This is a genomic window from Geodermatophilus sp. SYSU D00696, assembly GCF_054050235.1.
In genome coordinates, this window is sequence record NZ_JBJGYY010000013.1 from 48,371 (window position 1) to 74,263 (window position 25,893).

Annotated in this window: 21 protein-coding genes; 17 read left to right on the forward strand and 4 right to left on the reverse strand. The window is 75.1% G+C overall.

Translation table 11 applies throughout. From position 1 onward, the window contains the following. Positions 1 to 78 precede the first annotated feature (78 nt). The 14 genes from ACI79O_RS10375 to ACI79O_RS10440 all read left to right on the forward strand — a co-directional run bounded on the left by ACI79O_RS10375 (position 79) and on the right by ACI79O_RS10440 (position 15,390). Positions 79 to 1,644, forward strand: a complete 1,566-nt coding sequence (locus tag ACI79O_RS10375) for a UDP-N-acetylmuramoyl-L-alanyl-D-glutamate--2,6-diaminopimelate ligase (RefSeq protein ID WP_456914069.1) — start codon at positions 79 to 81, stop codon at positions 1,642 to 1,644. Then, complete coding sequence (locus ACI79O_RS10380; protein ID WP_456914070.1) at positions 1,641 to 3,047, forward strand: UDP-N-acetylmuramoyl-tripeptide--D-alanyl-D-alanine ligase; 1,407 nt, start codon at positions 1,641 to 1,643, stop codon at positions 3,045 to 3,047. Before ACI79O_RS10375 ends, ACI79O_RS10380 begins: the two co-directional genes overlap by 4 nt. Continuing rightward, positions 3,044 to 4,123, forward strand: a complete 1,080-nt coding sequence (gene mraY / locus ACI79O_RS10385; RefSeq protein ID WP_456876070.1) for a phospho-N-acetylmuramoyl-pentapeptide-transferase — start codon at positions 3,044 to 3,046, stop codon at positions 4,121 to 4,123. The genes ACI79O_RS10380 and mraY overlap by 4 nt, the downstream gene beginning before the upstream one ends. Before the next feature lie 95 nt (positions 4,124 to 4,218). Continuing rightward, positions 4,219 to 5,697 carry a putative lipid II flippase FtsW gene (gene ftsW / locus ACI79O_RS10390; RefSeq protein WP_456914071.1) on the forward strand — a complete coding sequence of 493 codons (1,479 nt, stop codon included), beginning with the start codon at positions 4,219 to 4,221 and terminating at the stop codon, positions 5,695 to 5,697. Then, positions 5,694 to 6,824 carry an undecaprenyldiphospho-muramoylpentapeptide beta-N-acetylglucosaminyltransferase gene (gene murG / locus ACI79O_RS10395; RefSeq protein WP_456914072.1) on the forward strand — a complete coding sequence of 377 codons (1,131 nt, stop codon included), beginning with the start codon at positions 5,694 to 5,696 and terminating at the stop codon, positions 6,822 to 6,824. The genes ftsW and murG overlap by 4 nt, the downstream gene beginning before the upstream one ends. After that, positions 6,814 to 8,265, forward strand: coding sequence for a UDP-N-acetylmuramate--L-alanine ligase (murC, locus tag ACI79O_RS10400; protein WP_456890935.1), 1,452 nt, complete (start codon positions 6,814 to 6,816; stop codon positions 8,263 to 8,265). The genes murG and murC overlap by 11 nt, the downstream gene beginning before the upstream one ends. Continuing rightward, positions 8,262 to 9,056, forward strand: a complete 795-nt coding sequence (locus ACI79O_RS10405; protein WP_456890937.1) for a cell division protein FtsQ/DivIB — start codon at positions 8,262 to 8,264, stop codon at positions 9,054 to 9,056. The genes murC and ACI79O_RS10405 overlap by 4 nt, the downstream gene beginning before the upstream one ends. Positions 9,057 to 9,485: 429 nt before the next feature. Further along, entirely contained in the window at positions 9,486 to 10,757 is a 1,272-nt protein-coding gene (gene ftsZ, locus ACI79O_RS10410; RefSeq protein ID WP_456876064.1) for a cell division protein FtsZ, read from the forward strand. Between the two features lie 86 nt (positions 10,758 to 10,843). After that, positions 10,844 to 11,548, forward strand: coding sequence for a peptidoglycan editing factor PgeF (pgeF, locus tag ACI79O_RS10415; protein ID WP_456876063.1), 705 nt, complete (start codon positions 10,844 to 10,846; stop codon positions 11,546 to 11,548). 64 nt (positions 11,549 to 11,612) lie between these two features. After that, positions 11,613 to 12,359, forward strand: coding sequence for a YggS family pyridoxal phosphate-dependent enzyme (locus ACI79O_RS10420; protein ID WP_456914073.1), 747 nt, complete (start codon positions 11,613 to 11,615; stop codon positions 12,357 to 12,359). Beyond that, on the forward strand, positions 12,359 to 13,321 hold the full coding sequence (locus ACI79O_RS10425) for a cell division protein SepF (protein WP_456914074.1): 963 nt from the start codon (positions 12,359 to 12,361) through the stop codon (positions 13,319 to 13,321). The genes ACI79O_RS10420 and ACI79O_RS10425 overlap by 1 nt, the downstream gene beginning before the upstream one ends. A gap of 70 nt (positions 13,322 to 13,391) precedes the next feature. Beyond that, positions 13,392 to 13,688: a YggT family protein gene (locus tag ACI79O_RS10430; RefSeq protein ID WP_456878061.1), complete on the forward strand. Its 297-nt coding sequence runs from the start codon at positions 13,392 to 13,394 to the stop codon at positions 13,686 to 13,688. A 60-nt stretch (positions 13,689 to 13,748) separates the two neighbouring features. Beyond that, a complete protein-coding gene (locus tag ACI79O_RS10435) occupies positions 13,749 to 14,474 on the forward strand; it encodes a DivIVA domain-containing protein (RefSeq protein WP_456914075.1) in 726 nt (241 codons plus the stop codon). Positions 14,475 to 14,556: 82 nt separating this feature from the next. Further along, on the forward strand, positions 14,557 to 15,390 hold the full coding sequence (locus ACI79O_RS10440) for a sulfite exporter TauE/SafE family protein (protein ID WP_456914076.1): 834 nt from the start codon (positions 14,557 to 14,559) through the stop codon (positions 15,388 to 15,390). Between the two features lie 49 nt (positions 15,391 to 15,439). On the opposite strand, the gene ACI79O_RS10445 is transcribed toward ACI79O_RS10440, so the two are convergent. The 3 genes from ACI79O_RS10445 to ACI79O_RS10455 all read right to left on the reverse strand — a co-directional run bounded on the left by ACI79O_RS10445 (position 15,440) and on the right by ACI79O_RS10455 (position 18,854). Further along, complete coding sequence (locus ACI79O_RS10445; protein WP_456878058.1) at positions 15,440 to 16,360, reverse strand: carbohydrate ABC transporter permease; 921 nt, start codon at positions 16,358 to 16,360, stop codon at positions 15,440 to 15,442. Continuing rightward, a complete protein-coding gene (locus tag ACI79O_RS10450) occupies positions 16,357 to 17,346 on the reverse strand; it encodes a carbohydrate ABC transporter permease (protein ID WP_456878057.1) in 990 nt (329 codons plus the stop codon). Before ACI79O_RS10450 ends, ACI79O_RS10445 begins: the two co-directional genes overlap by 4 nt. A gap of 137 nt (positions 17,347 to 17,483) precedes the next feature. Continuing rightward, the gene (locus ACI79O_RS10455; RefSeq protein WP_456914077.1) at positions 17,484 to 18,854 is read right to left on the reverse strand and encodes an ABC transporter substrate-binding protein; all 1,371 of its coding nucleotides are present in this window, start codon (positions 18,852 to 18,854) and stop codon (positions 17,484 to 17,486) included. Between the two features lie 329 nt (positions 18,855 to 19,183). On the opposite strand from ACI79O_RS10455, the gene ACI79O_RS10460 reads away from it, so the two are divergent. Together ACI79O_RS10460 and ACI79O_RS10465 are read left to right on the forward strand one after the other, a co-directional pair. Then, positions 19,184 to 20,296 (forward strand): ABC transporter ATP-binding protein, encoded by a 1,113-nt coding sequence (locus tag ACI79O_RS10460; RefSeq protein ID WP_456913644.1) that lies wholly within the window; start codon positions 19,184 to 19,186, stop codon positions 20,294 to 20,296. A 90-nt stretch (positions 20,297 to 20,386) separates the two neighbouring features. After that, the gene (locus ACI79O_RS10465) at positions 20,387 to 21,088 is read left to right on the forward strand and encodes a hypothetical protein (protein ID WP_456914078.1); all 702 of its coding nucleotides are present in this window, start codon (positions 20,387 to 20,389) and stop codon (positions 21,086 to 21,088) included. A gap of 18 nt (positions 21,089 to 21,106) precedes the next feature. Here ACI79O_RS10465 and ileS read toward each other — a convergent pair whose 3' ends face one another. Then, entirely contained in the window at positions 21,107 to 24,265 is a 3,159-nt protein-coding gene (gene ileS / locus ACI79O_RS10470) for an isoleucine--tRNA ligase (RefSeq protein WP_456888278.1), read from the reverse strand. An 87-nt stretch (positions 24,266 to 24,352) separates the two neighbouring features. Between ileS and ACI79O_RS10475 the strand changes: the two genes are divergently transcribed. Then, complete coding sequence (locus tag ACI79O_RS10475; RefSeq protein WP_456914079.1) at positions 24,353 to 25,864, forward strand: potassium/proton antiporter; 1,512 nt, start codon at positions 24,353 to 24,355, stop codon at positions 25,862 to 25,864. Positions 25,865 to 25,893: the final 29 nt, after the last annotated feature.

The window sequence follows — 25,893 nt, forward strand, 5'->3', positions numbered from 1 at the left end:
GAAGTGCACGGCCCGGGACACCGCCGAGGGGCCGCGGGTGCGCGGGGGAGGAACGGGGCGCCGGTAGATTGGCCCGACGTGAGCCCGACCGGACCCGGGTCGGCGCCCCGGCCCGCGGGGACCCGCCCGCTCGCCCTCAGCGCCCTCGCCGACCTCGTCGGCGACCCCGTGCAGGGCGACCCCGCCACCCCGGTCCGCGGCGTCACCCTCGCCTCGACCGAGGTGCTCCCCGGCGACCTGTACGCCGCCCTCCCCGGGGCGCGCACCCACGGTGCGCGCTACGCCGCCGACGCCGCGGCGCGGGGCGCGGTCGCCGTCCTCACCGACCCCGCCGGCCGCGAGCAGGCGGCTGCCACCGGCCTGCCGGTGTGCGTGGTCGAGGACCCCCGCGGCCGGCTCGGCGCGGTCGCCGCCCGCGTCTACGGCGAGCCCGCCCGCCGGCTGCCGGTCATCGGCATCACCGGCACCAACGGCAAGACGACGACGAGCTACCTGGTCGAGGCGGGCCTGGCCGCCGCGGGCCGCGGCACCGGGCTGATCGGCACCGTGCAGTCGCGCACCCGCGGCCGCGACGGCGCCGAGACCACCTTCCCCAGCGTCCGCACCACGCCCGAGGCCCCGGTGCTGCACGCGCTGCTGGCCACCATGGCCGAGTCCGGCGTCGACGCCGTCGTCATGGAGGTCTCCAGCCACGCGCTGGTGCAGGGCCGGGTCGGCGGGGTGCCCTTCGCCGCCGCCGGGTTCACCAACCTCAGCCAGGACCACCTCGACTTCCACCGCGACCTCGAGGACTACTTCCAGGCCAAGGCGCTGCTCTTCGACGGCCGCGCGGCCACCGAGGTGGTCGTCGTCGACGACGACCACGGCCGCCGCCTGGCCGGGATGCTCGGCGAGCGCGCGGTCACCGTCTCCGCCGACGGCGCGGCCGCGCACTGGACCGCCACCGACGTCGCGCCCGCCCCCGACGGCGGTTCCGCCTTCACCGTGACCGGCCCCGGCGGCAGCTGGCCCGCCGGCGTGCGGCTGCCCGGCCGGTTCAACGTCACCAACGCCGTCCTCGCGGTCGCGCTGCTCGACGCCATCGGCGTGCCAGTGGCGCAGGCACTCGAGGGCATCGCCGCCACCGTCGTCCCCGGCCGCATGGAGCCCGTCGACGCCGGCCAGCCGTTCACCGCCGTCGTCGACTACGCGCACACCCCCGACGCCGTGACCACCGCGCTCGCCGCGCTGCGGGCCTCGACGCGGGGCAGGCTGGTCACCGTGATCGGCTGTGGCGGCGACCGCGACCAGGGCAAGCGCCCGGCGATGGGCGCGGCGGCGGCGCTGGGCAGCGACCTCGTCGTCGTCACCGACGACAACCCGCGCTCGGAGGACCCGGCCGCCATCCGCGCCGCGGTGCTGGCCGGGGTGCCGGCCGACCGCCGCGCCGCCGTCGAGGAGGTCGGCGACCGCCGGGCGGCCATCGCCCGCGCCGTCGCGCTGGCCCGCCCCGGCGACACGGTGCTGGTGGCCGGCAAGGGGCACGAGCCGGGACAGGAGGTCGCGGGCACCGTGACGCCCTTCGACGACCGGGCCGTGCTGCGCGAGGCGATCGCCGCCCTGCACCCGCAGGCGTCGGCCCCCGCCGGGGCGGCCCCCCGGTGATCACCCTCTCCCTCGCCGAGGTCGCGCAGGCCGTCGGCGCGTCCGTGCCGCCCGGCGCCGGGGACGTCGCGGTCACCGGCGTCACGCTGGACTCCCGCGCCGTCTCGGCCGGTGACCTGTTCGTCGCGGTCGCCGGAGAGCGCGTCGACGGGCACGACTTCCTCGACGCCGCCGCGGCCGCCGGCGCCGTCGCGGCGCTGACCACCCGTCCCGGCGGCCCGCTGCCGGCCCTGGTCGTCGACGACACCGTGGCCGCGCTCGGCCGGCTCGCCGCACTGGTGCACACCCGGCTCGCCGCTGCCGGCCTGCTGACCGTCGGCATCACCGGGTCCTCGGGCAAGACCTCCACCAAGGACCTGCTCGGCCAGGTGCTCGCCGCGGCCGGGCCCACCGTCAGCCCGCCCGGCTCCTACAACAACGACATCGGCCTGCCGCTCACCGTGCTGTCGGCCGACGCGACCACCCGCTTCCTGGTGCTCGAGATGGGCGCCCGCGGCGTGGGCCACATCGCCCGCCTGTGCGCGGTGGCCCGCCCCGACGTCGGCGTCGTGCTCAACGTCGGCTCGGCCCACCTCGGCGAGTTCGGCTCGGCCGACGCGATCGCCGTGGCCAAGGGCGAGCTGGTCGAGGCGCTGCCGGCCACCGGCACCGCCGTCCTCAACGCCGACGACGCCCGCGTGCTCGGGATGGCGCCGCGCACCCGCGCCCGGGTGGTCACCACCGGGCGGTCCGCGGACGCCGACGTCCGCGCCACCGGTGTCACCCTCGACGACGCCGCCCGCGCCCGCTTCACCCTCGTCGCCGGCGGCGAGCAGCACCCGGTGGCGCTGCAGGTCGTCGGCGAGCACCAGGTCGCCAACGCGCTGTCGGCGGCCGCCCCCGCGCTCGCTGCCGGGATGACCCCGGCCGCCGTCGCCGCCGCCCTGTCCGACGCGCAGCCGCGCAGCCGGTGGCGGATGGAGGTCACCCGCCGGGACGACGGCGTGACCGTGGTCAACGACGCCTACAACGCCAACCCCGAGTCGATGCGCGCGGCGCTGGCCGCCCTCGCCGGGCTCCCGGCCACCCGGCGGGTCGCCGTCCTCGGCGGGATGGCCGAGCTGGGCCCGGACGCCACGGCCGAGCACGAGCGCCTGGGCCACGACGCGGTCGCCGCGGGGGTCGACCTGCTCGTCGCCGTCGGACCCGATGCGGTAGGGATGGTGGCGGGTGCCACGGCCGCCGGTGCCCGCCACGGGGAGGGCTCCGGGACGAACGTGGTCTCCGTGCCCGACCGGGCGGCCGCACTCGACCTGCTCTCGGAGGTACTCGTGCCCGGTGACGTCGTGCTGGTGAAGGCCAGCCGGTCGAACGGGCTGGAGGTCCTGGCCGAGGGCCTGCTCACCGCCGGGGCAGGCGCGTGAAGTCCGTCCTCATCGCCGCGGCGTTCGGGCTGTTCATCTCCATCCTCGCCACGCCGCTGGCCGTCCGGGCCTTCCGGCGCCGCGGCTTCGGTCAGGAGATCCGCGACGACGGCCCCGAGTCGCACCTGTCGAAGAAGGGCACGCCCACCATGGGCGGCACCGTCATCGTCGGGGCCACCGTCGCGGGCTACCTCATCGCCCACCTCTTCCTCATCGGCCAGCCCGGCCGCGGCGTCACCGCCACCGGCCTGCTGCTGCTGTTCCTCATGGTGGGGCTGGGCACCGTCGGGTTCCTCGACGACTACCTCAAGATCCGGTACCGCCGCAGCCTGGGCCTGAACAAGACGGCGAAGCTGGTCGGGCAGCTGGTCGTCGGGCTGACCTTCGCCATCCTGGCGCTCAACTTCCCCGACGAGGCCGGGGTGACGCCGGCCTCGGAGTTCGTCTCCTACGTCCGCGACATCGAGCCGCTGTTCGTCAGCGCCATCGGCTTCGTCGTGCTGGCCTACCTGTTCATCGCCGGGTTCTCCAACGCCGTCAACCTCACCGACGGCCTCGACGGGCTGGCCGCCGGCTGCTCGGCGATGGTGTTCGGCGCCTACGTGGTGATGAGCTTCTGGCAGTTCACCCACGACTGCGCCACGGCCGCGGTCGACGGCTGCTACCAGGTGCGCGACCCGCTCGACGTCACGCTGGTGGCGGCCGCCGCGCTGGGCGCGTGCCTGGGCTTCCTGTGGTGGAACACCAGCCCGGCGCGGATCTTCATGGGCGACACCGGCTCGCTGGCCCTCGGCGGGCTGATGTCCGGCATCGCCATCGTCACCCGCACCGAGCTGCTGCTCATCGTCCTCGGCGGCCTGTTCGTGGCGGTGACGCTGTCGGTGGTGATCCAGGTGGCCTTCTTCCGCGCCACCCGCCGGCGGGTGTTCCGCATGGCCCCGCTGCACCACCACTTCGAGCTCGCCGGGTGGGCGGAGAACACCGTCATCGTGCGGTTCTGGCTGGTGACCGGGATGGCCGTGGCCTTCGGGCTGGGCCTGTTCTACGCCGACTGGCTCGCCCTGACCGGGCTGTGAGCGCGCCCTCACGCACCCGGCGGCCGGCCGCCCGCCCGTCGCGACACGCGGCGTCCCTGCCGGGACCGCACGCGCGACTCGGCGACGATGTCCGGATGGACGGCCGCAGCGAGTCCACCCGCGCCCGCCGCACGGCCCGCCGGACCTCCCCGGCGGCGCCTCCCCGGCGCCGGCTGCGCGGCCCGGCCTGGCTCGACGGGCCGATGACCAGCTGCCACCTGGTCATCGGCGCGGCCGGTCTGCTGCTGGCCATCGGGCTGGTCATGGTGTTCTCCGCCTCCGCGATCGAGGCGGCCCTCGACGACCAGCCGGCCTGGCGCCCCGGCGTCGACCAGCTCGTGTTCGCGGCGCTCGGCCTGGTCGCGCTGGGCATCGCGGTGCGGCTGCCCGCGGGCCTGGTCCGCCGCTGGTCGCCGGTCGCGCTGGTCGTGGTCGTCGTGCTGCTGGTCGCCGTGCTCGTCCCCGGGATCGGGGTCGAGTACAACGGCTCGCGGGCCTGGATCAGCCTCGGGTTCACCGACTTCCAGCCCTCGGAGCTGTCCAAGCTCGTCGTCGCGCTGTGGGGCGCGCACGTGCTGGCCCTGCGCGGCCGCCACCTGACGGTCCGGACCCTGCTGGTGCCGCTGCTCCCGGTCTTCGTGCTCATGGCCGGCCTGCTCATGCTCGAGCCGGACTTCGGCGCGGTGGTCAGCCTGCTGCTGGTCGTCGCCGGGCTGCTGTGGGCCGGCGGCCTGCCGGGGCGGCTGTGGGGGATCGGCATCGCCAGCGCCGCCACGCTGGCCTGGCTCATGGTCAGCACCTCGCCGTACCGCATGGAGCGGGTCACCTCGTTCCTGCACCCCTTCGACGACCCCACCGACTCCGGCTTCCAGGCCATCCGCGGCTTCTACGCGCTGGCCAACGGCGGACTGTGGGGCGTGGGCCTGGGCAACAGCGCCATGAAGTGGAACCTGCTGCCCGAGGCCGAGTCGGACTACATCTTCGCGATCATCGGCGAGGAGCTCGGCTTCCTCGGCTGCCTGGTCGTGGTCACCCTCTACGCCGTGCTGGCCTACGCCGGCTTCCGCATCGCCCGCCGCACCACCGACCGCTTCGTGTCGCTGGCCAGCGTGGCGATCACCGTCTGGCTGGTCGGCCAGGCGGCCATGAACATGGGCTACGTGGTGGGCGTCCTCCCGGTCACCGGGGTCACCCTGCCGCTGGTCTCCGCCGGTGGCACCTCGCTCGTGCTCACCCTCTTCATCGTGGGGATCCTCATCCGCTTCGCCCGATCCGAGCCCGACGCCATCGAGTACGCCCGCAGCCGCGACCGCGGCCGGCTGGCCCGCTGGCTGCTGCCGGTGCCGGTGCTCGCCGTCGACCCGGTCCGCCCGCGGCGGTCCCGGCCCGAGCCGGCCGCCGGCCGCCCGGCGGCCCGCCGGCCGGTGGAGGCCCACCCCGTCCGGCGGCCCGTCACCGACCGCGGTGCCGACCGCCGGGCCGAGCGCCGGGTGCCCCCGCCGGCGGCCCGGCGCCCGGACCGCGACCGCGTGCCCGCCCGGCCCGCCGACGACCGCCCGGGACGGTCCCGGTGACCGGCCCGACCGGTCGCCCGGGCGGCGCCGGCCCCGGCAGCGTCGTCCTGGCCGGCGGCGGCTCCGGCGGCCACATCGAGCCGATGCTCGCCCTCGCCGACGCGCTGCGGCGGCGCGACCCCGCCCTGCGGATCACCTGCCTGGGCACCGCCCGCGGCATGGAGACCCGGCTGGTGCCCGCCCGCGGCTACGACCTGCGGCTCATCCCGCCGGTGCCGCTGCCGCGCAAGCCCACGCCGGACCTGCTGCGCGTGCCCGGCCGGGTCCGCCGCGCGGTCGCCGACACCCGCGCGCTGCTCGGCGAGCTCGCCGCCGACGTCGTCGTCGGGTTCGGCGGGTACGTGGCCCTGCCGGCCTACCTGGCCGCGAAGCGCGCCGGCGTGCCGGTCGTCGTGCACGAGCAGAACGCGCTGCCGGGCCTGGCCAACCGGATCGGCGCCCGGGTCGCCGCCCGGGTCGCGGTCACCGTGCCGGGCACCCCGCTGCACCGCGGCGAGCACGTCGGCATGCCGCTGCGCTCGGCCATCACCACGCTCGACCGCGCCGCCACCCGGCCCGCCGCCCGCGCCGAGTTCGGCCTCGACGCCGACCGCCCGACGCTGCTGGTCTTCGGCGGGTCGCAGGGCGCGGCCTCGCTCAACCGGGCCGCGGTCGCCGCGGCCGACGCGCTCACCGCCGCCGGGGTCCAGGTGCTGCACGCCCGCGGCCCGAAGAACACCGACGTCACGGTGCCGCCGCGCCCGGCCGGGTCGGCGCCCTACGTCGTCGTCGACTACCTCGAGCGGATGGACCTCGCCTACGCCGCCGCCGACCTCGCGCTGTGCCGCTCGGGCGCGGTCACCGTCGCCGAGCTGTCGGCGGTCGGGCTGCCGGCGGCGTTCGTGCCGCTGCCCATCGGCAACGGCGAGCAGCGCCGCAACGCCCTGCCCGTGGTCGAGGCCGGCGGCGGCCTGCTCGTCGACGACGCCGACCTCTCACCCGCCTGGATCGAGGCGACCCTGGTGCCGCTGCTCACCGACCCCGCCGCGCTCGCCGGGTACGCCGCCCACGCCGCCGCGGCCGGGGTGCCCGACGCCGACGACCGGCTGGCCGACATCGTGCTGGAGGTGGCGGCCGGTGACCGCTGACGCGACCGCGGCCTGGACCGGGCCCGTCCCCACGCTCGAGCAGCTCGGCGCGGTGCACTTCGTCGGCATCGGCGGCGCCGGGATGAGCGGCATCGCGCGGATCCTGCTCGCCCGCGGGGTGCCGGTCTCCGGCAGCGACCGCAGGGACAGCCCGACGGTGATGGCGCTGCGGGCCCTGGGTGCGCGGGTGGAGACCGGCCACGACGCCGCCCACCTCGGGGATGCCGACTCGGTCGTCGTCTCCTCGGCCATCCGCGAGGACAACCCCGAGCTGGCCGCCGCCCGGGCCCGCGGGCTGACCGTGCTGCCCCGCGCCGTCGCGCTCGCCGCGGTGATGGCCGGGCGGCGCAGCGTCGCCGTCGCCGGCACGCACGGCAAGACCTCGACCACCTCGATGCTCACCGTGGCCGTGCAGGCCTGCGGGGTGGACGCCTCCTTCGCCATCGGCGGCACGCTCAACGAGTCGGGCAGCAACGCGCACGCCGGCGCGGGCGACGTGTTCGTCGCCGAGGCCGACGAGAGCGACCGCTCGTTCCTGCTCCTCGCGCCGTACGGGGCGGTCGTCACCAACGTCGAGGCCGACCACCTGGACAACTACGGCGACCTGGCCGCGGTCGAGGCCGCGTTCGACCGGTTCCTCGCCACCGTGGCGCCCGGCGGCTTCGTCGTCGTGTGCGCCGACGACCCCGGCTCGGCCCGGCTGCGCGGCGTCCCCACCCCGGCCCGCATGCGCACCTACGGGACCGCCGAGGACGCCGACCTGCGCCTGGTCGACCTCGACGTCGGCCCGGACACCACCGCCTGGACCGCGGTCCTCGACGGCGCCGTGCTCGGCCGCGTGCGCATCCGGGTCCCCGGCGATCACATGGCCCGCAACAGCGCCGCCGCCCTGCTGGCCGGCCTGGAGCTGGGCCTGCCCGCCGAGGGGCTGATCGCCGGGCTGGAGCGCTTCGGCGGGGTGCACCGCCGCTTCGAGCTCAAGGGCGTCGCCGCCGGGGTGCGGGTCTACGACGACTACGCCCACCACCCGACCGAGGTCACCGCGCAGCTGCGCGCCGCCCGGGCGGTGGCGGGGGAGGGCCGGGTGGTCGTGGCGTTCCAGCCGCACCTCTACAGCCGCACCCGCGAGTTCGCGACGGCGTTCGGCGAGGCGCTCGGGCTGGCCGACGAGGTCGTGGTCATGGACGTCTACGGCGCCCGCGAGGACCCCGTGCCCGGTGTCACCGGCGCGATGGTCGCCGACGCCGTCCCGCTGCCGCCCGAGCGGGTGCACTTCGAGCCCTCGTGGTCGGCGGCCGCCCCGGCCTTGGCGGCGCGGGCCCGGCCCGGCGACCTGGTCATCACGATGGGCGCCGGCAACGTCTCGATGGTCGGCCCGGAGGTGCTCGCCGCGTTGTCCGGCCCGGGCGGCGCCGAGCCCGGTGGGGACGCCGTCCGGTGAGCCGCGCGGGCCTGACCACGGCCGACCGCGAGCGCGGCACGCCGGTCGAGGTCGCCCGGCCCGCCCGCCGGCGCCGGCGGGAGACCCCCCGCGACCGGCGCCGGCGGCGCCTGGTCGGCGGCGCCGTGGCGCTGCTCGTGCTGGCGGGCGCCTGGTGGGCGGTGTGGGCCAGCCCGCTGCTGGCGGTGCGCGACGTCCGCGTCGACGGGGCCACCACGCTGACCGCCGAGCAGGTCCGCACCGCCGCCGGCGTGGCCGAGGGGACGCCGCTGCTGCGGGTCGACGTGGACGCCGCCGAGGCCCGGGTCGCCCGCCTGCCGCAGGTCGCCTCGGTCCAGGTCGCCCGCGGCTGGCCGGGCAGCGTCGTCGTGACCGTGGCCGAGCGGCGGCCGGTCGCCGTCGTGGAGCAGGCCGGCACGCGGTCGCTGGTCGACGCCTCCGGGGTGCTCTTCGACACGGTCACCGGCGAGGCCCCGGCCGGCGTGGTGCCCCTCGACGTCGCCGCTCCCGGCCCCGACGACGCCGCCACCCGGGCCGCGCTCGACGCGCTCGTCTCGCTGCCGGCCGAGGTGCGCGCCCGGGTCGCCGCCGCGGCGGCCGGTTCCGGCGAGGACGTCACGCTCACGCTCACCGACGGCACCACCGTCGTGTGGGGCGGTGCGGGCGACGGCGCCGACGACGACCGGCGGGCCGCCACGCTGGTGGCGCTGCTGGACCAGATCGCCGCCGACGCACTCGAGCCGGCCACGACCATCGACGTCAGCGCGCCGGACGCCGTCGTCCTCCGGTGATCAAGGGCCCTCCTGCCCCCCACCCCTCGCTCCGCTCGGGGCGGGGCCCTGCAGGAGGGCCGTTCCAGCACCTCACCTTCGCGCTGCGTGCGTGCCCGGGTGCGGACCGCTGATCGACCGGCGCGCCGCCGACACGCCCGCCTCCGCGACACGCCCGACACGACGTCCGGCCCGGATCAGTCCGCGTGTGTCGCTCGCCGCTGGTCTCGACGCCCACCTGAGGGATCGGCGCCGCGGGTCGTCACCGAAAGTGGTGCAGATGTGACCACTGGGTCGCCGGAGATCCGTGGGATCCGAGTATCGCGACACGCCGGTCCGAGGAGGGTGCTTGTAGCGCCGGATGGAGCCCACCTAACTTCGTCGCGTCGACCCAGTTGACATAACACTAAGTCTGTACTTGAGGATGAGGGTCGAGGTCGGGAGCCCCACATGACACCTCCGCACAACTACCTCGCGGTCATCAAGGTCGTCGGCATCGGCGGCGGCGGTGTGAACGCGGTCAACCGGATGATCGAGGTCGGTCTGAAGGGGGTGGAGTTCATCGCCATCAACACCGACGCCCAGGCGCTGTTGATGAGCGACGCCGACGTCAAGCTCGACGTCGGCCGGGAGCTCACCCGCGGCCTCGGCGCCGGCGCCCAGCCCGACGTCGGCCGACAGGCAGCCGAGGACCACCGCGAGGAGATCGAGGAGGTGCTCAAGGGCGCCGACATGGTCTTCGTGACCGCCGGTGAGGGCGGTGGCACCGGTACCGGCGGCGCGCCGGTCGTGGCCTCGATCGCCCGCAAGCTCGGCGCGCTGACCATCGGCGTGGTCACCCGCCCGTTCTCCTTCGAGGGCAAGCGGCGTGCCGTGCAGGCCGAGTCGGGCATCGAGGAGCTGCGCAACGAGTGCGACACGCTCATCGTGATCCCCAACGACCGGCTGCTGCAGCTCGGTGACCGCAACGTCAGCGTGATGGACGCCTTCCGCACCGCCGACCAGGTGCTGCTCTCCGGTGTCCAGGGCATCACCGACCTGATCACCACCCCGGGCCTGATCAACCTCGACTTCGCCGACGTCAAGTCGGTCATGTCCGGTGCGGGCTCCGCGCTCATGGGCATCGGCAGCGCCCGCGGCGACAACCGCGCGCTGCTCGCCGCCGAGCAGGCGATCGCCAGCCCGCTGCTGGAGGCCTCGATGGAGGGCGCCCACGGCGTGCTGCTGTCGATCTCCGGCGGGTCGGACCTGGGCCTGTTCGAGATCAACGAGGCCGCCTCGCTGGTGTCCGACGCGGCCCACGCCGACGCCAACATCATCTTCGGTGCGGTCATCGACGACGCCCTCGGCGACGAGGTGCGCGTGACCGTCATCGCCGCGGGCTTCGACGGCGGCCGCCCGTCGTCGCGCAAGGACGCCGCGGTCGCCGCCGTGCCGGCCGCCGGGCCCACGACCGCCCCGGGCCGCCTGCCCTCGCCGCCGGTGGCCCCGGCGCCGTCCGCGGGCCTGCCGCGGGCGACGGGGGAGCGGCTGGTGGGCGCCGTGCCGCCCGCTCCGGTCGCGCCCGCCCCGGCGGCCCGCCCGACGCCGCCCGGCGGGGGGATCACCGTCCCGCCGCTGCCGCCGGTGACCAACGGTGCCGCCGGTGCCGCCGGACGCCGCCCCCTCGGCAACGAGGACTTCGAGGAGGAGCTCGACATCCCGGAGTTCCTCCGCCAGTGATGGAGGACCCCCCTGCCCCCCACGGCTCGCAGGCTCGCCGCGGGCCTCTGCAGGAGGGCCGTTCCAGCAGGTCGGCCGCCTCTCCGGTGGTGCGCCCCCGACGGGTGGTCACCGACCGGAGGGGCGGCCGCTCGCGTCCGCCCTACGACACGTTCGACCTGGGGGCCCACGTCGGCGACGACCCCGCCGACGTCGCCGCCAACCGCGAGCGCCTCGCCCGCGAGCTCGGGGTGGCCGGTGACCGGCTGGTCTGGATGGACCAGGTGCACGGCACCGGCGTCGCCGTCGTCGAGGGCCCGGCCGAGGCACCGCTGCCGGCCACCGACGCCCTGGTCACCCGCACCCCCGGCCTGGTGCTGTGCGTGCTCGTCGCCGACTGCGTGCCCGTGCTGCTCGCCGACCCCGTCGCCGGCGTGGTCGCCGCCGTCCACGCCGGCCGCGAGGGCGTGCGGCAGGGCGTGGTCCCCGCGACGCTGGCCGCCATGGCCCGGCTGGGCAGCCGCCCCGCCGACACCACCGCGCTCCTCGGCCCGGCGGTCTGCGGCTCCTGCTACGAGGTGCCGCGCGCGATGCAGGCCGAGGTGGCCCGCGTCGCCCCGGCGGCCGCCGTGCGCACCCGGAAGGGCACGCCCGGCCTGGACCTGCGGGCCGGGCTGGCCGAGCTGATGACCCGGGCGGGCCTGGCGCAGGTGGTCCACGACCCGCGCTGCACCGTCGAGGACCGGCGGCTCTACAGCCACCGCCGCGACGGCGTCACCGGCCGCCAGGCCGGCGTGACCTGGCTCGGGTGAGCCGACTCGCCCCCTGCGTGCGCATCCACGGAAGTGCGCGGCCGCCATCGGGGACGATCGGCGCATGACCTCCCCGGCCGACCGCCTGCGGGCCGTCCGCGACCGCATCGCCGCGGCGGCCCGGGCCGCCGGCCGCGACCCGGGGTCGGTGACCCTGCTCGCGATCAGCAAGACCGTGCCGGCCGACGACGTCCGCGCCCTGGCCGCGCTGGGCCAGACGGCGTTCGGCGAGAACCGCGCCCAGGAGCTCACCGCCAAGGTCGCCGCGCTCGCCGACCTGCCGCTCGAGTGGCACTTCGTCGGCCAGCTGCAGCGCAACAAGGCGGCGGCGGTGGCCCGCACCGGCGCCGTCGTCCACTCCCTCGACCGGGCGCCCCTGGCCCGCGCCCTGGCCCGCGCGGGGGAGGATCGTGGCCGCGCCGTCGACGTCTTCGTGCAGGTCGACCTGGGCGGCGCGGCGGGGGAGCTGGCCGAGCGCGGCGGCGCCGCGCCCGACGACGTCCCCCGGCTGGCCGAGGAGGTCGCCGCCCTCCCGGGCCTGCGGCTGCGCGGGCTGATGGCCGTCGCCCCGCGGGACGAGCCGCCGGGCCCGGCCTTCGCCCGGCTGGCCGCCCTCGCCGAGCGCCTGCGCGCCGACCACCCCGCCGCCACCGAGCTGTCGGCCGGCATGAGCGGCGACCTCGAGGAGGCCGTCGCAGCCGGCGCCACGATCGTGCGTGTCGGAACCGCGCTCTTCGGCTCCCGGCCCCTAACCTCGCCCCGAGTCACACGAGTCACAGGGGTCCCACCCGGGTCCCCGGAGGAGGTCTGATGGCCGGGGCCATGCGGAAGATGGGCATCTACCTCGGACTCGTCGAGGACGACGACGCGCGCGCCTACGGGCGCTACGACGCCCGCCCGGCCGACCACCCCGACCGGTACGACGACGGCCGCTACGACGACCGCTACGACGAGGGGCGCTACGACGACCGCCGGGCCGGCCGGTACGAGGGCCGCTACGACGAGCGCTCCGCCGACCGCTACTCCTCCGACGGGCGCGGGGAGGCCGGCTACGGCGGCTACGACTCCCTGACCGGCGACCCCGCCTACGACGACCGCTACGACCGCCGTTACGACGACGAGCGCTTCGACGAGCGCGCCGAGCCGCGTGCGGCCGAGCCGCGGGGCCACGAGTCGCGCGGTGCCGAACCGCGCGGCCACGAGCCCGCGGGCGAGGCCGAGCCGGCCCTGCCGCGCCGCGGCGCCACCCGGCTGGGGCTGGCCACGCCGGTGGCCTCCTCGGGTCCGGTGTCGGCCTCCGCCGAGTCCCGGGTGCCGGGCCCGTCCGGTGCCGCCGGACCGCGGCTGGGCGCCGTCGGCGGCCCGGGCGGCGGCGCGAGCGGTGGCACGGTCGGCGGAGGCGCCGTCGGCGGCTCCGCCCCGGCGGCCGCCGCCGGCCTGGCCGCCCGCGAGCCGGTCGCCGCGGCGGAGCCCGCTCCCGCTCCCGCGAAGCAGCCCTACCGGATCACCACGATGAGCCCCAAGACCTACAACGAGGCGCGGGCCATCGGGGAGGCCTTCCGCGAGGGCAGCCCGGTCATCATGAACCTCACCGAGCTCGACCACGCCGACGCGCGGAGGCTCGTGGACTTCGCAGCAGGACTGATCTTCGGCCTGCGCGGTAGCATCGAGCCCGTCACGGCCAAGGTGTTCCTGCTCAGCCCGAGGGACGTCGACGTGACGGCCGAGGACAAGGCCCGGATCCGCGAAGGCGGGTTCTTCGCCCAGTCCTGAGGTCGTCGGCCGGGGCGCTGGAGCGCAGGCGAACACGGCACCCGCGGGTGCCCCGGGACGAGCGAGGACAGTGGCTCTCTTCTGGCAGATCGTGTCGTCGGTCCTGCTCGTCTTCCTCATCCTGCTGTTCGCGCGTTTCGTCGTGGACTGGGTGATGGTCCTGGCGCGCAGCTGGCGCCCGTCGGGCTTCGTGGCCGCGGGCCTCGAGGTCGTCTACGCGACCACCGACCCCCCGCTGAAGGCCATCCGCAAGGTGATCCCGCCGCTGAACCTGGGGTCGATCCGTCTCGACCTCGCGTTCATGGTCTTATTGATCGCCGTGTACATCCTGCGGAGCATCACGTCTGGTCTCGCCCTCACCGCGTGACCACCGCTCACGCGGTCCGCGCGTGATCGACCCGACCCCGTCCCCGCCGTCCGACCCGAGGTGAGCCCCTTGCCACTCACGCCAGCCGACGTGCACAACGTCGTCTTCAAGAAGCCGCCGATCGGGAAGCGTGGCTACGACGAGGACGAGGTCGACGCGTTCCTCGACGTGGTGGAGGCCGAGCTCGCTCGGCTGATCGAGGAGAACAACGAGCTGCGCTCCGGCTCGAGCACCGGCCGGGTCCCCGCCCAGCAGGCCGCCCCGGAGCCGCCGCCCGCGCCGGCGCCGCCGCCGCAGCCGGTCGCCCGCGAGGACGACACCACCCGCGCCTCGCGGATGCTGGCGCTGGCCTCGGAGACCGCCGACCGCTACGTGAACGAGGCCAAGGCGCAGGCCGACCAGATGGTCTCCAGCGCCAAGGCGACCAGCGACCGGCTGCTGACCGACGCCCGCGCCAAGAGCGAGCAGATGGTCAACGAGGCCAAGCTGCGCGCCGACTCCATGGTCAACGACGCCCGCACCCGCGCCGACACGATGGAGCGCGAGGCCCGGGCCAAGGCCGCTGCCCTCGACCAGGACGCCGAGCGGCGGCACCGCGAGGTCATGGGCGGCCTGGAGGAGAAGCGCGCCAACCTCGAGCGCAAGATCGAGGAGCTGCGCACCTTCGAGCGCGAGTACCGCACGCGGTTCCGCTCCTACCTCGAGTCGCACCTGCGCGACCTCGACAGCCGCGGCTCGGCGGAGCCGTCGTCGGCCAGCCGGCAGACGCAGCACGCGACCGCCTGAGGGCGTACGCGGCCCTCGCCGCCCTGACGACCGGTCCCCGTCCCGCCACCCGGCGGGGCGGGGACCGCTGCGTCGGCTCCCCGTGACGCACCAGCGGCGTTCGCCGTGGCTGGCAGCGGTCGCCGGTGCGGCCGTCGGGCTGCTCGGTGGCCTGGTGGGGCTGGGTGGCGCCGAGTTCCGGCTGCCGCTGTTGCTGGGCCTGTTCGCGTTCGCGGCCCTGCCGGGCGTCATCGTCAACAAGGCGCTGAGCCTGACGGTGGTCGTCGCGGCCATCCCGAGCCGGCTGGGCGCGGTCCCGGTCGACCAGCTGGCCGCGCACGGGATCGTCGCCGCGAGCCTGCTGGCGGGCAGCCTGCCGGGGGCGTGGACGGGAGCGGCCTGGGCCACGCGGATGCGCGCCGCCACCCTGTACCGGGTCCTGGCGCTCCTGCTCGTCGCCATCGCAGCGGTGTTCGCCGCCCACCACCTGGGCCGGCTGCCGCACCCGCACCTGCCGGCCGCCGCCCAGGCCGGCGCCGGTGTCGTCGCCGGGTTCGGCATCGGCGTGGTCGCCGCGCTGATGGGCGTGGCCGGCGGCGAGCTGCTGGTGCCGGTCATCACGGTGCTGTTCGCCGTCGACGTCAAGGTCGCCGGCAGCCTGTCGCTGCTGGTGTCGCTGCCGACGATGCTGGTCGGGTTCGCCCGGTACAGCCGGTCCCAGGCGTTCGCCGTGCTGCGGGACGACGGCCGGTTCGTCGCGGCGATGGCGGCCGGCTCGGTGGCCGGAGCGGTGGCCGGTGGACTGCTGCTCGGCGTCGTGCCGACGGCGGTCCTGGCGCCCGCGGTGGTCGTGCTGCTGCTCGCCAGCGCGGTCGAGGTCTGGCGGCACGCCCGTCCCCCGGGCGCGCGGGTCCCGAGAACGGAACCGGCCCCCTGAGCCCTCCGGGGAGGGCTCAGGGGGCCGGACGCGTCCGAGCGGTGGGGCCTCAGCCCTTGACGCTGCCGGCGAGCAGGCCCCGGACGAAGTAGCGCTGCAGGCTCAGGAACACCAGCAGCGGCAGCACGATGGACACGAAGGCACCGGCGGCCAGCAGGTACCAGTCCGACCCCCGGGTGCCGGCCAGCTCCGCCACCCGCACGGTCAGCGGGACGACGTCGGGGGCCCCGCCGGCGAAGGTCAGCGCCACCAGCAGGTCGTTCCACACCCACAGGAACTGGAAGACGCCGAACGCGGCGATCGCCGGGGTGAGCAGCGGCAGCAGCACCTGGAAGAAGATCTTCACGTGGCCGGCGCCGTCCATGCGGGCGGCCTCCACCAGCGAGGCCGGGATCTCCTTCATGAAGTTGTGCAGCAGGAAGATCGCCAGCGGCAGCGCGAAGATCGAGTGCGACAGCCAGATGGTCCAGAAGGACCCGTTGAGGCCGGTGTCGACGTACAGGCTGAGCAGCGGGATGAGCGTGACCTGGATGGGGACCACCTGCAGCGCGAAGACCGCGATGAACAGGATGTTGCGGCCCGGGAACTTGATCCAGGCGAACGCGTAGGCCGCCAGCAGCGCCAGGCTGATCGGGATGATCACCGCCGGCAGGGTGATGACGAGCGAGTTGAGGAACAGCGTGGCGAAGTTCGTCCCGCCGTAGAGGACCTCGTTGTAGTTGTCGAGGGTGAACTGCGGGTCGGTGAAGAACGTCCACCAGCCCGACCGGCGGATGTCGAGCTCCGGCCGGAAGGAGGTGATGAGCAGGCCGAGCGTCGGGATGGTCCACAGCACCGCGATGACCAGCGCGATGATCGATGCGGCGGGGGAGCTGAGCCGGTTCTTGGCGGCCACCGCGCGGCGCTCGGTGCGGGTGAGCCGGCGCTCGTCCGGGGGGACGGGCGCCATGACCGGGGTGGTCGTGGTCATCGGATCTCCTCCGCGAGGCGCAGCTGACGGACGTTGTAGGCGATGATCGGGATGACCAGCACGAACAGCAGGACCGCCAGTGCCGCGCCGAGCCCGAAGTTGAACTGCCGGAAGGACTGGGCGTAGAACTCGTTGGCCACGACGCTGGTGTTGAAGTTGCCGCCGGTCATCGTCCGCACGATGTCGAAGACCTTCAGCGTCACGATCGCCACCGTCGTCAGCACGACGACCAGGGCCGGGCGGATGCTGGGCACGGTGACGTAGCGGAACATCTGGATCCCGCTGACGCCGTCGAGCCGGGCGGCCTCGACGATGTCGTCGGGGATGGCCTTGATGGCCGCCGACAGCACGGTCATGGCGAAGCCCGCCTGGATCCAGATCATGACCACGATCAGGTACACCGTGTTGGCCGGGGCGTTGAGCAGGAACTGCTGGGGCTCCAGCCCGAACAGCACCAGGATCTGGTTGAGCAGGCCGATCTGGTTCACCCCGGGCTGGTCGGGGCGGTACTCGTAGACGAACTTCCAGATGACGCCGGCACCGACCATGGAGATCGCCATGGGGAGGAACACCAGCGCCTTGGCCAGCGACTCGAACCGGGTGCGGTCGACGAGGTAGGCGTAGACCAGGCCGAGACCGGTGGTCACCAGCGGGACCAGGACCACCCACAGCAGCGTGTTGAGCAGGACGGTCTGGAAGTTGTCCTCGGTGAACACCGTCGCGTAGTTGTCCAGCCCGACGAACTCCGAGCCGTCCCGGTTGTAGAACGACCCACGGACGGTCTCGAGGGCCGGGTAGACGAGACCGACCGCCAGCAGCAGCAGCGTCGGTCCGACGAAGCCGGCCGCCACCACCCAGTTGGGCACCCGCTTGGGCCGGTCGACCGCGAACAGGATCACTCCCATCACGGCCGCGAACAGGAGGATGGCGAACACCATCAGGGCGATCTTGTGCCCCGTGGTGGTCGCGTCCAGGAACCACTGCACCGCAGACGACCTCTCCTCGGCAACGGAACGCCGGGGGGACCGGCGCGGCGCTGTGGGCGCGGCGGTCCCCCCGGCCTCCGGGGGTGGTGGGACGGGCGGTCCCGGTCAGCCGGGGAGGCCGACCGGGACCGTGGTGGTCAGGACGTCGGCCAGGCGTTCTCGACGTCGGTGAGGACCTGCTGGGTCGGCTTGTCGGTCGCGATCCAGTTGGTCAGCTCGGTCCACAGGGCACCGGCGCCGACCTCACCCGGCATCAGGTCCGACCCGTCGAACCGGAAGGTCGCGTTCGGGTCCTGGAACTGCTCGGCCGCGAGCTGGTCGATCGGCGAGGTCAGGTTCTCGACGTCGAGACCGGTGTTGGCGCTGACCCAGCCCGGGCCGGAGACCTGGGCCTTGATGTTGGCCCACTCCGGGGAGGAGAGGTAGGTCTGGAACGCCTGGGTGGCCGGCTCGTCGTTGAACGCCGCGGTGAACTCGCCACCGCCGAGGACCGGGGCGGTGTCACCCTCGATGGGCGGCAGCGGGAAGGCGAAGATGTCGCCCTCCTCGGAGATGTCGGTGCCCTCCGGCCAGTTGGCCTGGTAGAAGGACGCCTGGCGGTGCATGAAGCAGCTGCCGTCGAGGATGGGCAGGCCCGCGTCGGTGAACTCGGTCGTCGCGATCGACTGCACCTCGCCCAGACCGCCGTTGACGTAGTCGGCGTTCTTCAGGATGCCGCCGACGGTGTCGAGCGCCTCGGCGATCTGCGGGTCGTTGAACGGGATCTCGTGGTTGACCCACTGGTCGTAGACGTCGGGGCCGGCGGTGCGCAGGACGACGTCCTCGAGCCAGTCGGTGGCCGGCCAGCCGGTGGCGTCACCGGACCCGATGCCCGCGCACCACGGCTTGGCGCCGGACTCGGCGATCTGGTCGGACAGGGCGATCATCTCGTCCCAGGTCTGCGGGACCTCGTAGCCGGCGTCGGCGAAGGCCGACGGCGAGTACCAGACGAAGGACTTGGCGTTGGCGCCCAGCGGGGCGGCGTAGAACTCGCCGTCGACGCTGCCGTAGTTCTTCCAGCTCTCGTCCCAGTACTCGTCGACGTTGGCCTCGACCTGGCTCGGCGCCGGCACGACCGCACCGGCGGCCACGAGGTTGGCCAGCAGACCCGGCTGCGGGACGAACGCGATGTCCGGGGCGTTGCCGCTCTGGACGCGCACGACGAGCTGGGCCTCGAACTCGCGGGACCCCTCGTACTGGACGTCGACGCCGGTGCACTCCTCGAAGGGGACGTAGGAGTCGATGTGCGGCTGGTCCTCGGGGTCGACGATCGAGGTGTAGACGCTGACCGTCTCGCCCTCCAGGTCGCCGAACTCCTCGTAGGGGGCGCAGTCGATGCTCAGGTCGGAGGCCGCGGCCTCGCCGTCCCCGCCGCCCCCGCTGGTCTCGCTGGCACCGCAGCCGGCGAGCACCAGCGCCACACCCAGGCCGCCGGCCAGCGCCGTGGAGCGCCGGCCTCTCGAGCGCATGCTCATGTACTTCCCTTCGGGTTGCTGCGGCGTCCTCGCCGCACTGCGTCATCGCAGACGGGCATCCCGGCACCAGGGGCCGGTCGCCACGCTCGCCCGGGGACGATATGCGGCGCGGAGGTCGGTTTCGCGCAACAGTGTTGAAACCGTTATGCAACGGCGTCCTGGCTCATCCGGACGGGTCGTTCCGGAATGTCCGCAGGTCGGCGCCGGTGCCCGTGTCCGTGCCCCGGACGGGTAGCGCGAGGGTGCCACCATGGTCCCGGGACGAGCCGCGTGCCAGAGTGGAGTGCTCTGCACCGGCGCAGAACGGAAGTCGAAGGGACCTCATGGCCGCCATCACCTACGACCACGCGACGCTGACCTATCCCGGTGCCACCGCACCGTCGGTGAGCGGGCTGGACCTGGACGTCGCCGACGGGGAGTTCCTGGTCCTGGTCGGCCCCTCGGGCAGTGGCAAGTCCACCGCGCTGCGGATGCTGGCCGGGCTGGAGGAGGTGACCGAGGGGGCGATCCGGATCGGCGACCGGGACGTCACCCATCTGCCGCCCAAGGAACGCGACATCGCGATGGTGTTCCAGAACTACGCGCTGTATCCGCACATGACGGTGGCCGACAACATGGGCTTCGCGCTAAAGATCGCCGGGATGAAGAAGGACCAGATCCGCGAGCGGGTCACCGAGGCGGCCAAGGTGCTCGACCTGACCCCGTATCTGGACCGCAAGCCCAAGGCGCTCTCGGGGGGGCAGCGGCAGCGGGTGGCGATGGGCCGGGCGATCGTGCGCCAGCCGCAGGCGTTCCTGATGGACGAGCCGCTGTCCAACCTCGATGCCAAGCTGCGGGTGCAGACGCGGACGGAGATCGCGGCGCTGCAGCGGCGGCTGGGCATCACCACCGTCTACGTCACCCACGACCAGGTCGAGGCGATGACCATGGGCGATCGGGTGGCGGTGCTCAAGGACGGGCTGCTGCAGCAGGTCGACACCCCGCGCAACCTGTACGACAAGCCGGTCAACGAGTTCGTCGCCGGGTTCATCGGCTCGCCGGCGATGAACCTGGTGACGGTGCAGCTGGCCGAGGGCGGGGCGGTGCTGGGCGGGCACACCGTGCCGCTGCCGCGCACCGCGGTGGGCGCGCTGGCCGCCGAGGGCGCGGCCACGGCCACGCTGGGCTTCCGGCCCGAATCGGTGGAGCTGGTCGGCGCCGGGGAGGGAGTGCCGGTGGAGGTGGCGGTGGTCGAGGAGCTGGGCAGTGATGCCTACGCCTACGGCACGCTGCACGCCGCCGACACCGCCGGCGCGAGCGACAAGCTGCTCACCCTGCGGGTGGACGCGCGCAAGCCGCCGGCCAAGGGCGAGGTGGTGCACGTGGCCATCCGCCCCGGCGAGGCGCACGTGTTCTCCCCCGAGTCGGGCAAGCGCGTCTCCCAGGACGAGCGCTGACCTCCCGGCACTGAGATCCCGACAGGGCCCCCGGACCACCGGTCCGGGGGCCCTGTCGCGTCGGTCCGCCCGAGCAGGTCCCGCCGGGACGTGACCGCCGCTACAGTCCGCGCCGTGGTCCTCGCCGCCGCCCTGCTCGTGCTCGCGGGCCTGGGGCTGTTCGTCCTCGGCGTGACGACCGCCGAGAACGCCTGGTACTGGACCTGCGTGGCCGCCTGCGGCCTGGCCGCGGCGCTGCTCGTCGTCGCCCGGCTCCGCACCCCGGCCGACGACGCCGTCCCCGCCCCGCCGGCCCCGGAGCAGGAGCCGACGCGGTCCGGCCGCGGGTCGGCCCGGCCCGCCGCGCCCGAGTCGGCCCGGCCCGCCGCCGGCGGGTCGACCTCTGCGGAGGACGCCGACGAGGCGGCGGCGGACCGCGCGGGGGACCCCGCCGGGCCGGGGGCCCGCCCGCGGCCCCGGCCGGCCGGGGACCCCGCCGCGCCGGAGGCCCCGGCGAGGGCGCACGGCCGGTTCCGGGGGAGGGCCGCCGGGGCGGGGCCGGCCGAACCGCCGGAGGAGGACGAGGAGGTCACCGACCTGCTCCTGGTCGTCGACCTCGACGACGAGGTGCTCGTCGCCGACGAGCACCCCCGCTACCACCTCGCCGACTGCTCCTCGCTGGCCGGCGGGCAGACCGTCCGGCTGCCGGTGCGCGAGGCGCGCGCCGAGGGGTTCACCCCGTGCGCCCGGTGCGGTCCGGACGCGCACCTGGCGCACCGCGAGCGCGCCCGCCGCGCCGCCCGCCGCGACTGACCCCGCGCGGGCGGCCCGCTACTCCGCCCGCGCCAGCCAGAACCGCGAGCCCGACGGCCCCTCGACCCCGGGCCCCTCGCCGGCCGCCCCGGCGTGCACCCCCGTCGCGAGGACCTCGCCGGCCACCTGCGCGCCGTGCTCGGTCAGCGCCTCGGCCATCGGGCCCTCCGCGGTCCACCACAGCTCGATGCGGTCGCTGACCGACAGGCCCGCGTTCTTGCGCGCCTCCTGCACCAGCCGCACCGCCTCGCGGACCATGCCGGCCCGCTCCAGCTCCGGCGTCATCGTCAGGTCCAGCGCCACCGTGAGCCCGCCTGCGCTGGCCACCGTCCAGCCCTCGCGCGGGGTCTCGGTGACCACGAGGTCGCCGTCCTCGAGCGGCACGGCCTGCCCGTCGACGTCCACCGTCGCGGTCCCGGCCCGGTAGGCGGCCACCAGCGCCGCGGGGTCGGCGGCGGCGACGGCCTTCGCCACCGCCTGCACCTGCCCGCCCAGCCGCCGGCCGACGGCGCGGAAGTCGACCTTGACACGGACGTCGACCAGGTCGCCGCCCACCGCCGACAGCTCGGCGAGCTCGGCCACGTTGAGCTCGTCGGCCACCTCGGCCACCAGGTCGCGGGCCAGCGACCCCCAGCCGGGGGCGGCGACCAGCGCGCGGGCCAGCGGCTGGCGGGTGCGCACCTTCGCCGAGGTCCGCGCCGCGCGGCCGAGCTCCACCAGCCGGCGGACCAGGTCGACCTGCGCGACCAGCTGCGGGTCGCGGGCGTCCTCGTCGACGGCCGGCCAGGACGCCAGGTGCACCGAGTCGGGGGCGCCGTCGCCCAGCCCGGGGCGGACGACCCGCGCCCACACCTCCTCTGTGACGAACGGGGTGAACGGCGCCATGAGCCGGGTCAGCCCGTCCACGACCTCGTGCAGCGTGCACAGCGCCGCGGGGTCGCCGTCCCAGAACCGGCGGCGCGAGCGGCGCACGTACCAGTTGGACAGGTCGTCGACGAACTGCCCGATCAGCCGGCCCGCGCCCTGGGTGTCGAAGGACTCCAGCGCGTCGGTGACCCCCTCGGTGACCGCGGCCAGCTGGGCCAGCGCCCAGCGGTCGAGCAGCGGCCGCTGCTCGCGCGGCGGGGCGGCGGCCCCGTCCGCGCCCGGCCCGGCCCACCCGTTGGTCTCGGCGTAGAGGGTGAGGAAGCTGGCGGTGTTCCAGTAGGTCAGCAGGACCTTGCGGACCACCTCGGACAGCGTCTCGTGACCGACCCGGCGGGCCGCCCACGGCGAGCCGCCGGCCAGCATGAACCAGCGGACGGCGTCGGCGCCGTGCCGGTCCATCAGCGGGATCGGCTCGAGGATGTTGCCCAGGTGCTTGCTCATCTTGCGGCCGTCCTCGGCGAGGATGTGGCCCAGGCACAGCACGTTCTCGTACGAGCTCCGCCCGAACACCAGCGTGCCCACGGCCATGAGCGTGTAGAACCAGCCGCGGGTCTGGTCGATGGCCTCGGCGATGAACTGCGCCGGGTAGGCGGCCTCGAACTCGGCCCGGTTGCGGTGCGGCGCCCCCCACTGGGCGAAGGGCATCGACCCCGAGTCGTACCAGGCGTCGATGACCTGCCGGACCCGCCGGTAGGTGCCCTCCTCGCCGGGGCGGGTGAAGGTCACCTCGTCGATGAAGGGCCGGTGCGGGTCGAGGTCGGAGAGGTCCCGGCCGGTGAGCTCCGAGAGCTCGGCCAGCGAGCCGACGGCGACCATCCGGCTCGGGTCGGCGTCGTTCCGCCAGATCGGCAGCGGGGTGCCCCAGTACCGGTCCCGGGACAGCGCCCAGTCGACGTTGTTGTTCAGCCAGTCGCCGTAGCGGCCCCACTGGATGGTCTCGGGGTGCCAGTGGGTCTTCTCGTTCTCGGCGAGCAGCTGGTCCTTGATCGCGCTGGTGCGGATGTACCAGGACGGCTGCGCGTAGTACATGAGCGGCGTGTGGCAGCGCCAGCAGTGCGGGTAGCTGTGCTCGTAGCTCTGCTCGCGCCAGAGCAGGCCGCGCCGCTGCAGGTCGACGACGAGGGCGTCGTCGGCGGCCTTGAAGAACCGGCCGCCCACCAGCGGGACCTCGGGCAGGAAGTGCCCCGAGGCGTCGATCGGGCTGACCACCGGCAGGCCGTAGACCCGGGAGACGGCGAGGTCGTCAGCGCCGAACGCGGGGGACTGGTGCACCAGCCCGGTGCCGTCGTCGGTGGTGACGTAGTCGGCGAGGACGACGAAGTGGGTGTCCTCGCCCTCGGGGAAGTCGACCAGCTCGAACGGGCGCCGGTAGTGCACCCGCTCCCAGTCGCGGCCGGTCGTGCGGGCCAGCACCTCGACGTCCTCGCCCAGCGCCGCGGTCACCAGCGGCTCGGCGACGACGAGGACGGCGTCGTCCTTGCGGGCCACCACGTACGTGACGTCGGGGTGGACGGCGACGGCGGTGTTGCTCGGCAGCGTCCACGGCGTCGTCGTCCAGACCAGCAGGTCGGCCTTCCCGGCCCACTCGCCGTCGGTGACCGGCAGCCGGACGTACACCGACGGGTCGGTGATCGACTCGTAGCCCTGGGCGACCTCGTGGTCGGAGAGCCCCGTGCCGCACCGCGGGCAGTAGGGCGACACCCGGTGGTCCTCGACGAGCAGGCCCTTCTCGAACACCTGCTTGAGCGACCACCAGACGCTCTCGACGTAGGCGGGGTCCATCGTCCAGTAGGCCGTGGACATGTCCACCCAGTAGCCCATCCGGCGGGTGAGCTCGGTGAAGTCGGCGACGTGGCGCTCGACCGACTCGCGGCAGCGGGCGTTGAACTCCGCGACGCCGTAGCGCTCGATGTCGGGCTTGCCGGCGAAGCCGAGCTCCTGCTCGACGGCGATCTCGACCGGCAGGCCGTGGCAGTCCCAGCCGGCCCGGCGGGGCACGTGCCAGCCCTGCATCGTCTTGAACCGGGGGAAGACGTCCTTGAACGCCCGCGCCTCGATGTGGTGGGTGCCGGGACGGCCGTTCGCCGTCGGCGGGCCCTCGTAGAAGACCCACTGCGGCCGGCCCGCCGTGGCCTCCAGCGACCGGGCGAAGACGTCGGCGTCCTCCCAGCGGCGCAGCACGTCCCGCTCGAGCGCGGGCAGGTCGACCTGGGGTGGCAGCGCGCGGAAGGGAGAGCTCACGCGCGCCATTGTCCCCGAGCCGTCGAGCGCGTCCCGGTGCCGGGGCGGCGGGCGCGGCACGCGCGTACGGGAGACTGCGCCCATGGGGTGCGGGCGGTGAACGAGGCGGTCACCGCCGCCCTCGCCATCGGGGCGGTCGTCGTGCTCGTGGCCGCGGTGGCGCTGCGCCTCGCCGACCGGCTCGGCCTGCCCAGCCTGCTGCTCTACCTGGCGCTGGGCGTGGCGCTCGGGGAGAGCGGCCTGGGCATCGAGTTCGAGGACGCCGAGCTGACCCTCACCCTCGGTTTCGCCGCCCTGGTCGTCATCCTCGCCGAGGGCGGGCTGACGACGCGGTGGTCCGACGTGCGCCGGGCCATCGGGCCCGGCGTCACGCTGGCGACCGTCGGGGTCGTGGTCAGCGTCGGTGCGACGGCCGGGATCGTCGTCTGGTTGCTGGGGTTCGACTGGCCCTTCGCGCTGCTGCTCGCCGCGGTGATCAGCTCGACGGACGCGGCCGCGGTCTTCGCCACGCTCCGCCGGCTGCCGCTGCCGCGCCGGCTGGCAGCGTCGCTCGAGGCGGAGAGCGGCCTGAACGACGCGCCCGTCATCCTCCTCGTGACCATCCTCGCCGAGTACCTCGCCGGGGAGGTCAGCGAGGTCTGGTGGGTGGCGACGCTGATCGTGGCGGGGGAGCTCGCCGGCGGTGCGGTCGTCGGCGTCGGCGTCGGCTTCGGCGGGGCGGCCCTGCTGCGCCGCGTGGCGCTGCCGGTGGCCGGGTTCTACCCGCTGGCGACGCTCGCGCTGTGCGTGCTGGCCTACGCCTCGGGCGTGCTGCTGCACACGTCCGGGTTCGTCGCGGTGTACCTGTGCGGCGTCGTGCTCGGGAACGCCGCGCTGCCGCACCGGACGGCCAGCGTGGGGTTCGCCGAGGGCATGGCCTCGCTGGCGCAGATCGGCCTGTTCGTGATGCTCGGCCTGCTGGTCTCGCCGTCCCGGCTGCCCGAGGCACTGGTGCCCGCCCTCGTGGCCGGGTCCGCGCTGCTGCTGGTCGGCCGACCGGTCTCGGTGCTGGCCAGCCTGGTCTGGTTCCGCTTCCCGTGGGCCCAGCAGGCGTTCATCTCGTGGGCGGGGCTGCGCGGCGCCGTGCCGATCGTCGTGGCCACCATCCCGCTCACCGTGGGGGCACCCGGGGCGCCGCTGGTCTTCGACACCGTGTTCGTGCTCGTCGTCGTCTTCACCCTCGTCCAGGGCTGGTCGCTGCCGTGGGTGGCCCGCCGGCTGGGCATCGCCGCGCCGATCGCCCCCCGCGACGTCGAGGTGGAGTCGGCCCCGCTGGAGGAGCTCGACGCCGAGCTCATGCAGCTGCGGGTGCCCGAGGGGTCCCGGCTGCACGGCGTCTACCTGCCCGAGCTCCGGCTCCCCGACGACGCCGCGGTGGTGCTCATCGTCCGCGACGGCCGCTCGTTCGTCCCCGACGGCCACACCCGGCTCATGCGCGGCGACCAGGCGCTGCTGGTCTCGGCCCGCCGCTCCCGGCCGGAGGCCGAGCGCCGGCTGCGGGCGGTGAGCCGGGCGGGCCGGCTGGCGTCCTGGCGCGGCGAGCAGGGCGGGGCCACGGAGGCCGACTGAGGGACGCCGGGCACTTCCGCGGACGTGCA

Excerpts from the sequence above, each read along its gene's own strand:
- ACI79O_RS10420 (WP_456914073.1), top strand. The coding sequence starts at position 11,613 with ATGACCTCCCCGGCCGACCGCCTGCGGGCCGTCCGCGACCGCATCGCC.
- ACI79O_RS10445 (WP_456878058.1), bottom strand. The coding sequence starts at position 16,360 with ATGACCACGACCACCCCGGTCATGGCGCCCGTCCCCCCGGACGAGCGC.
- ftsZ (WP_456876064.1), top strand. The coding sequence starts at position 9,486 with ATGACACCTCCGCACAACTACCTCGCGGTCATCAAGGTCGTCGGCATC.
- ileS (WP_456888278.1), bottom strand. The coding sequence starts at position 24,265 with ATGGCGCGCGTGAGCTCTCCCTTCCGCGCGCTGCCACCCCAGGTCGAC.
- ACI79O_RS10425 (WP_456914074.1), top strand. The coding sequence starts at position 12,359 with ATGGCCGGGGCCATGCGGAAGATGGGCATCTACCTCGGACTCGTCGAG.
- ACI79O_RS10460 (WP_456913644.1), top strand. The coding sequence starts at position 19,184 with ATGGCCGCCATCACCTACGACCACGCGACGCTGACCTATCCCGGTGCC.
- ftsW (WP_456914071.1), top strand. The coding sequence starts at position 4,219 with ATGGACGGCCGCAGCGAGTCCACCCGCGCCCGCCGCACGGCCCGCCGG.
- ACI79O_RS10455 (WP_456914077.1), bottom strand. The coding sequence starts at position 18,854 with ATGCGCTCGAGAGGCCGGCGCTCCACGGCGCTGGCCGGCGGCCTGGGT.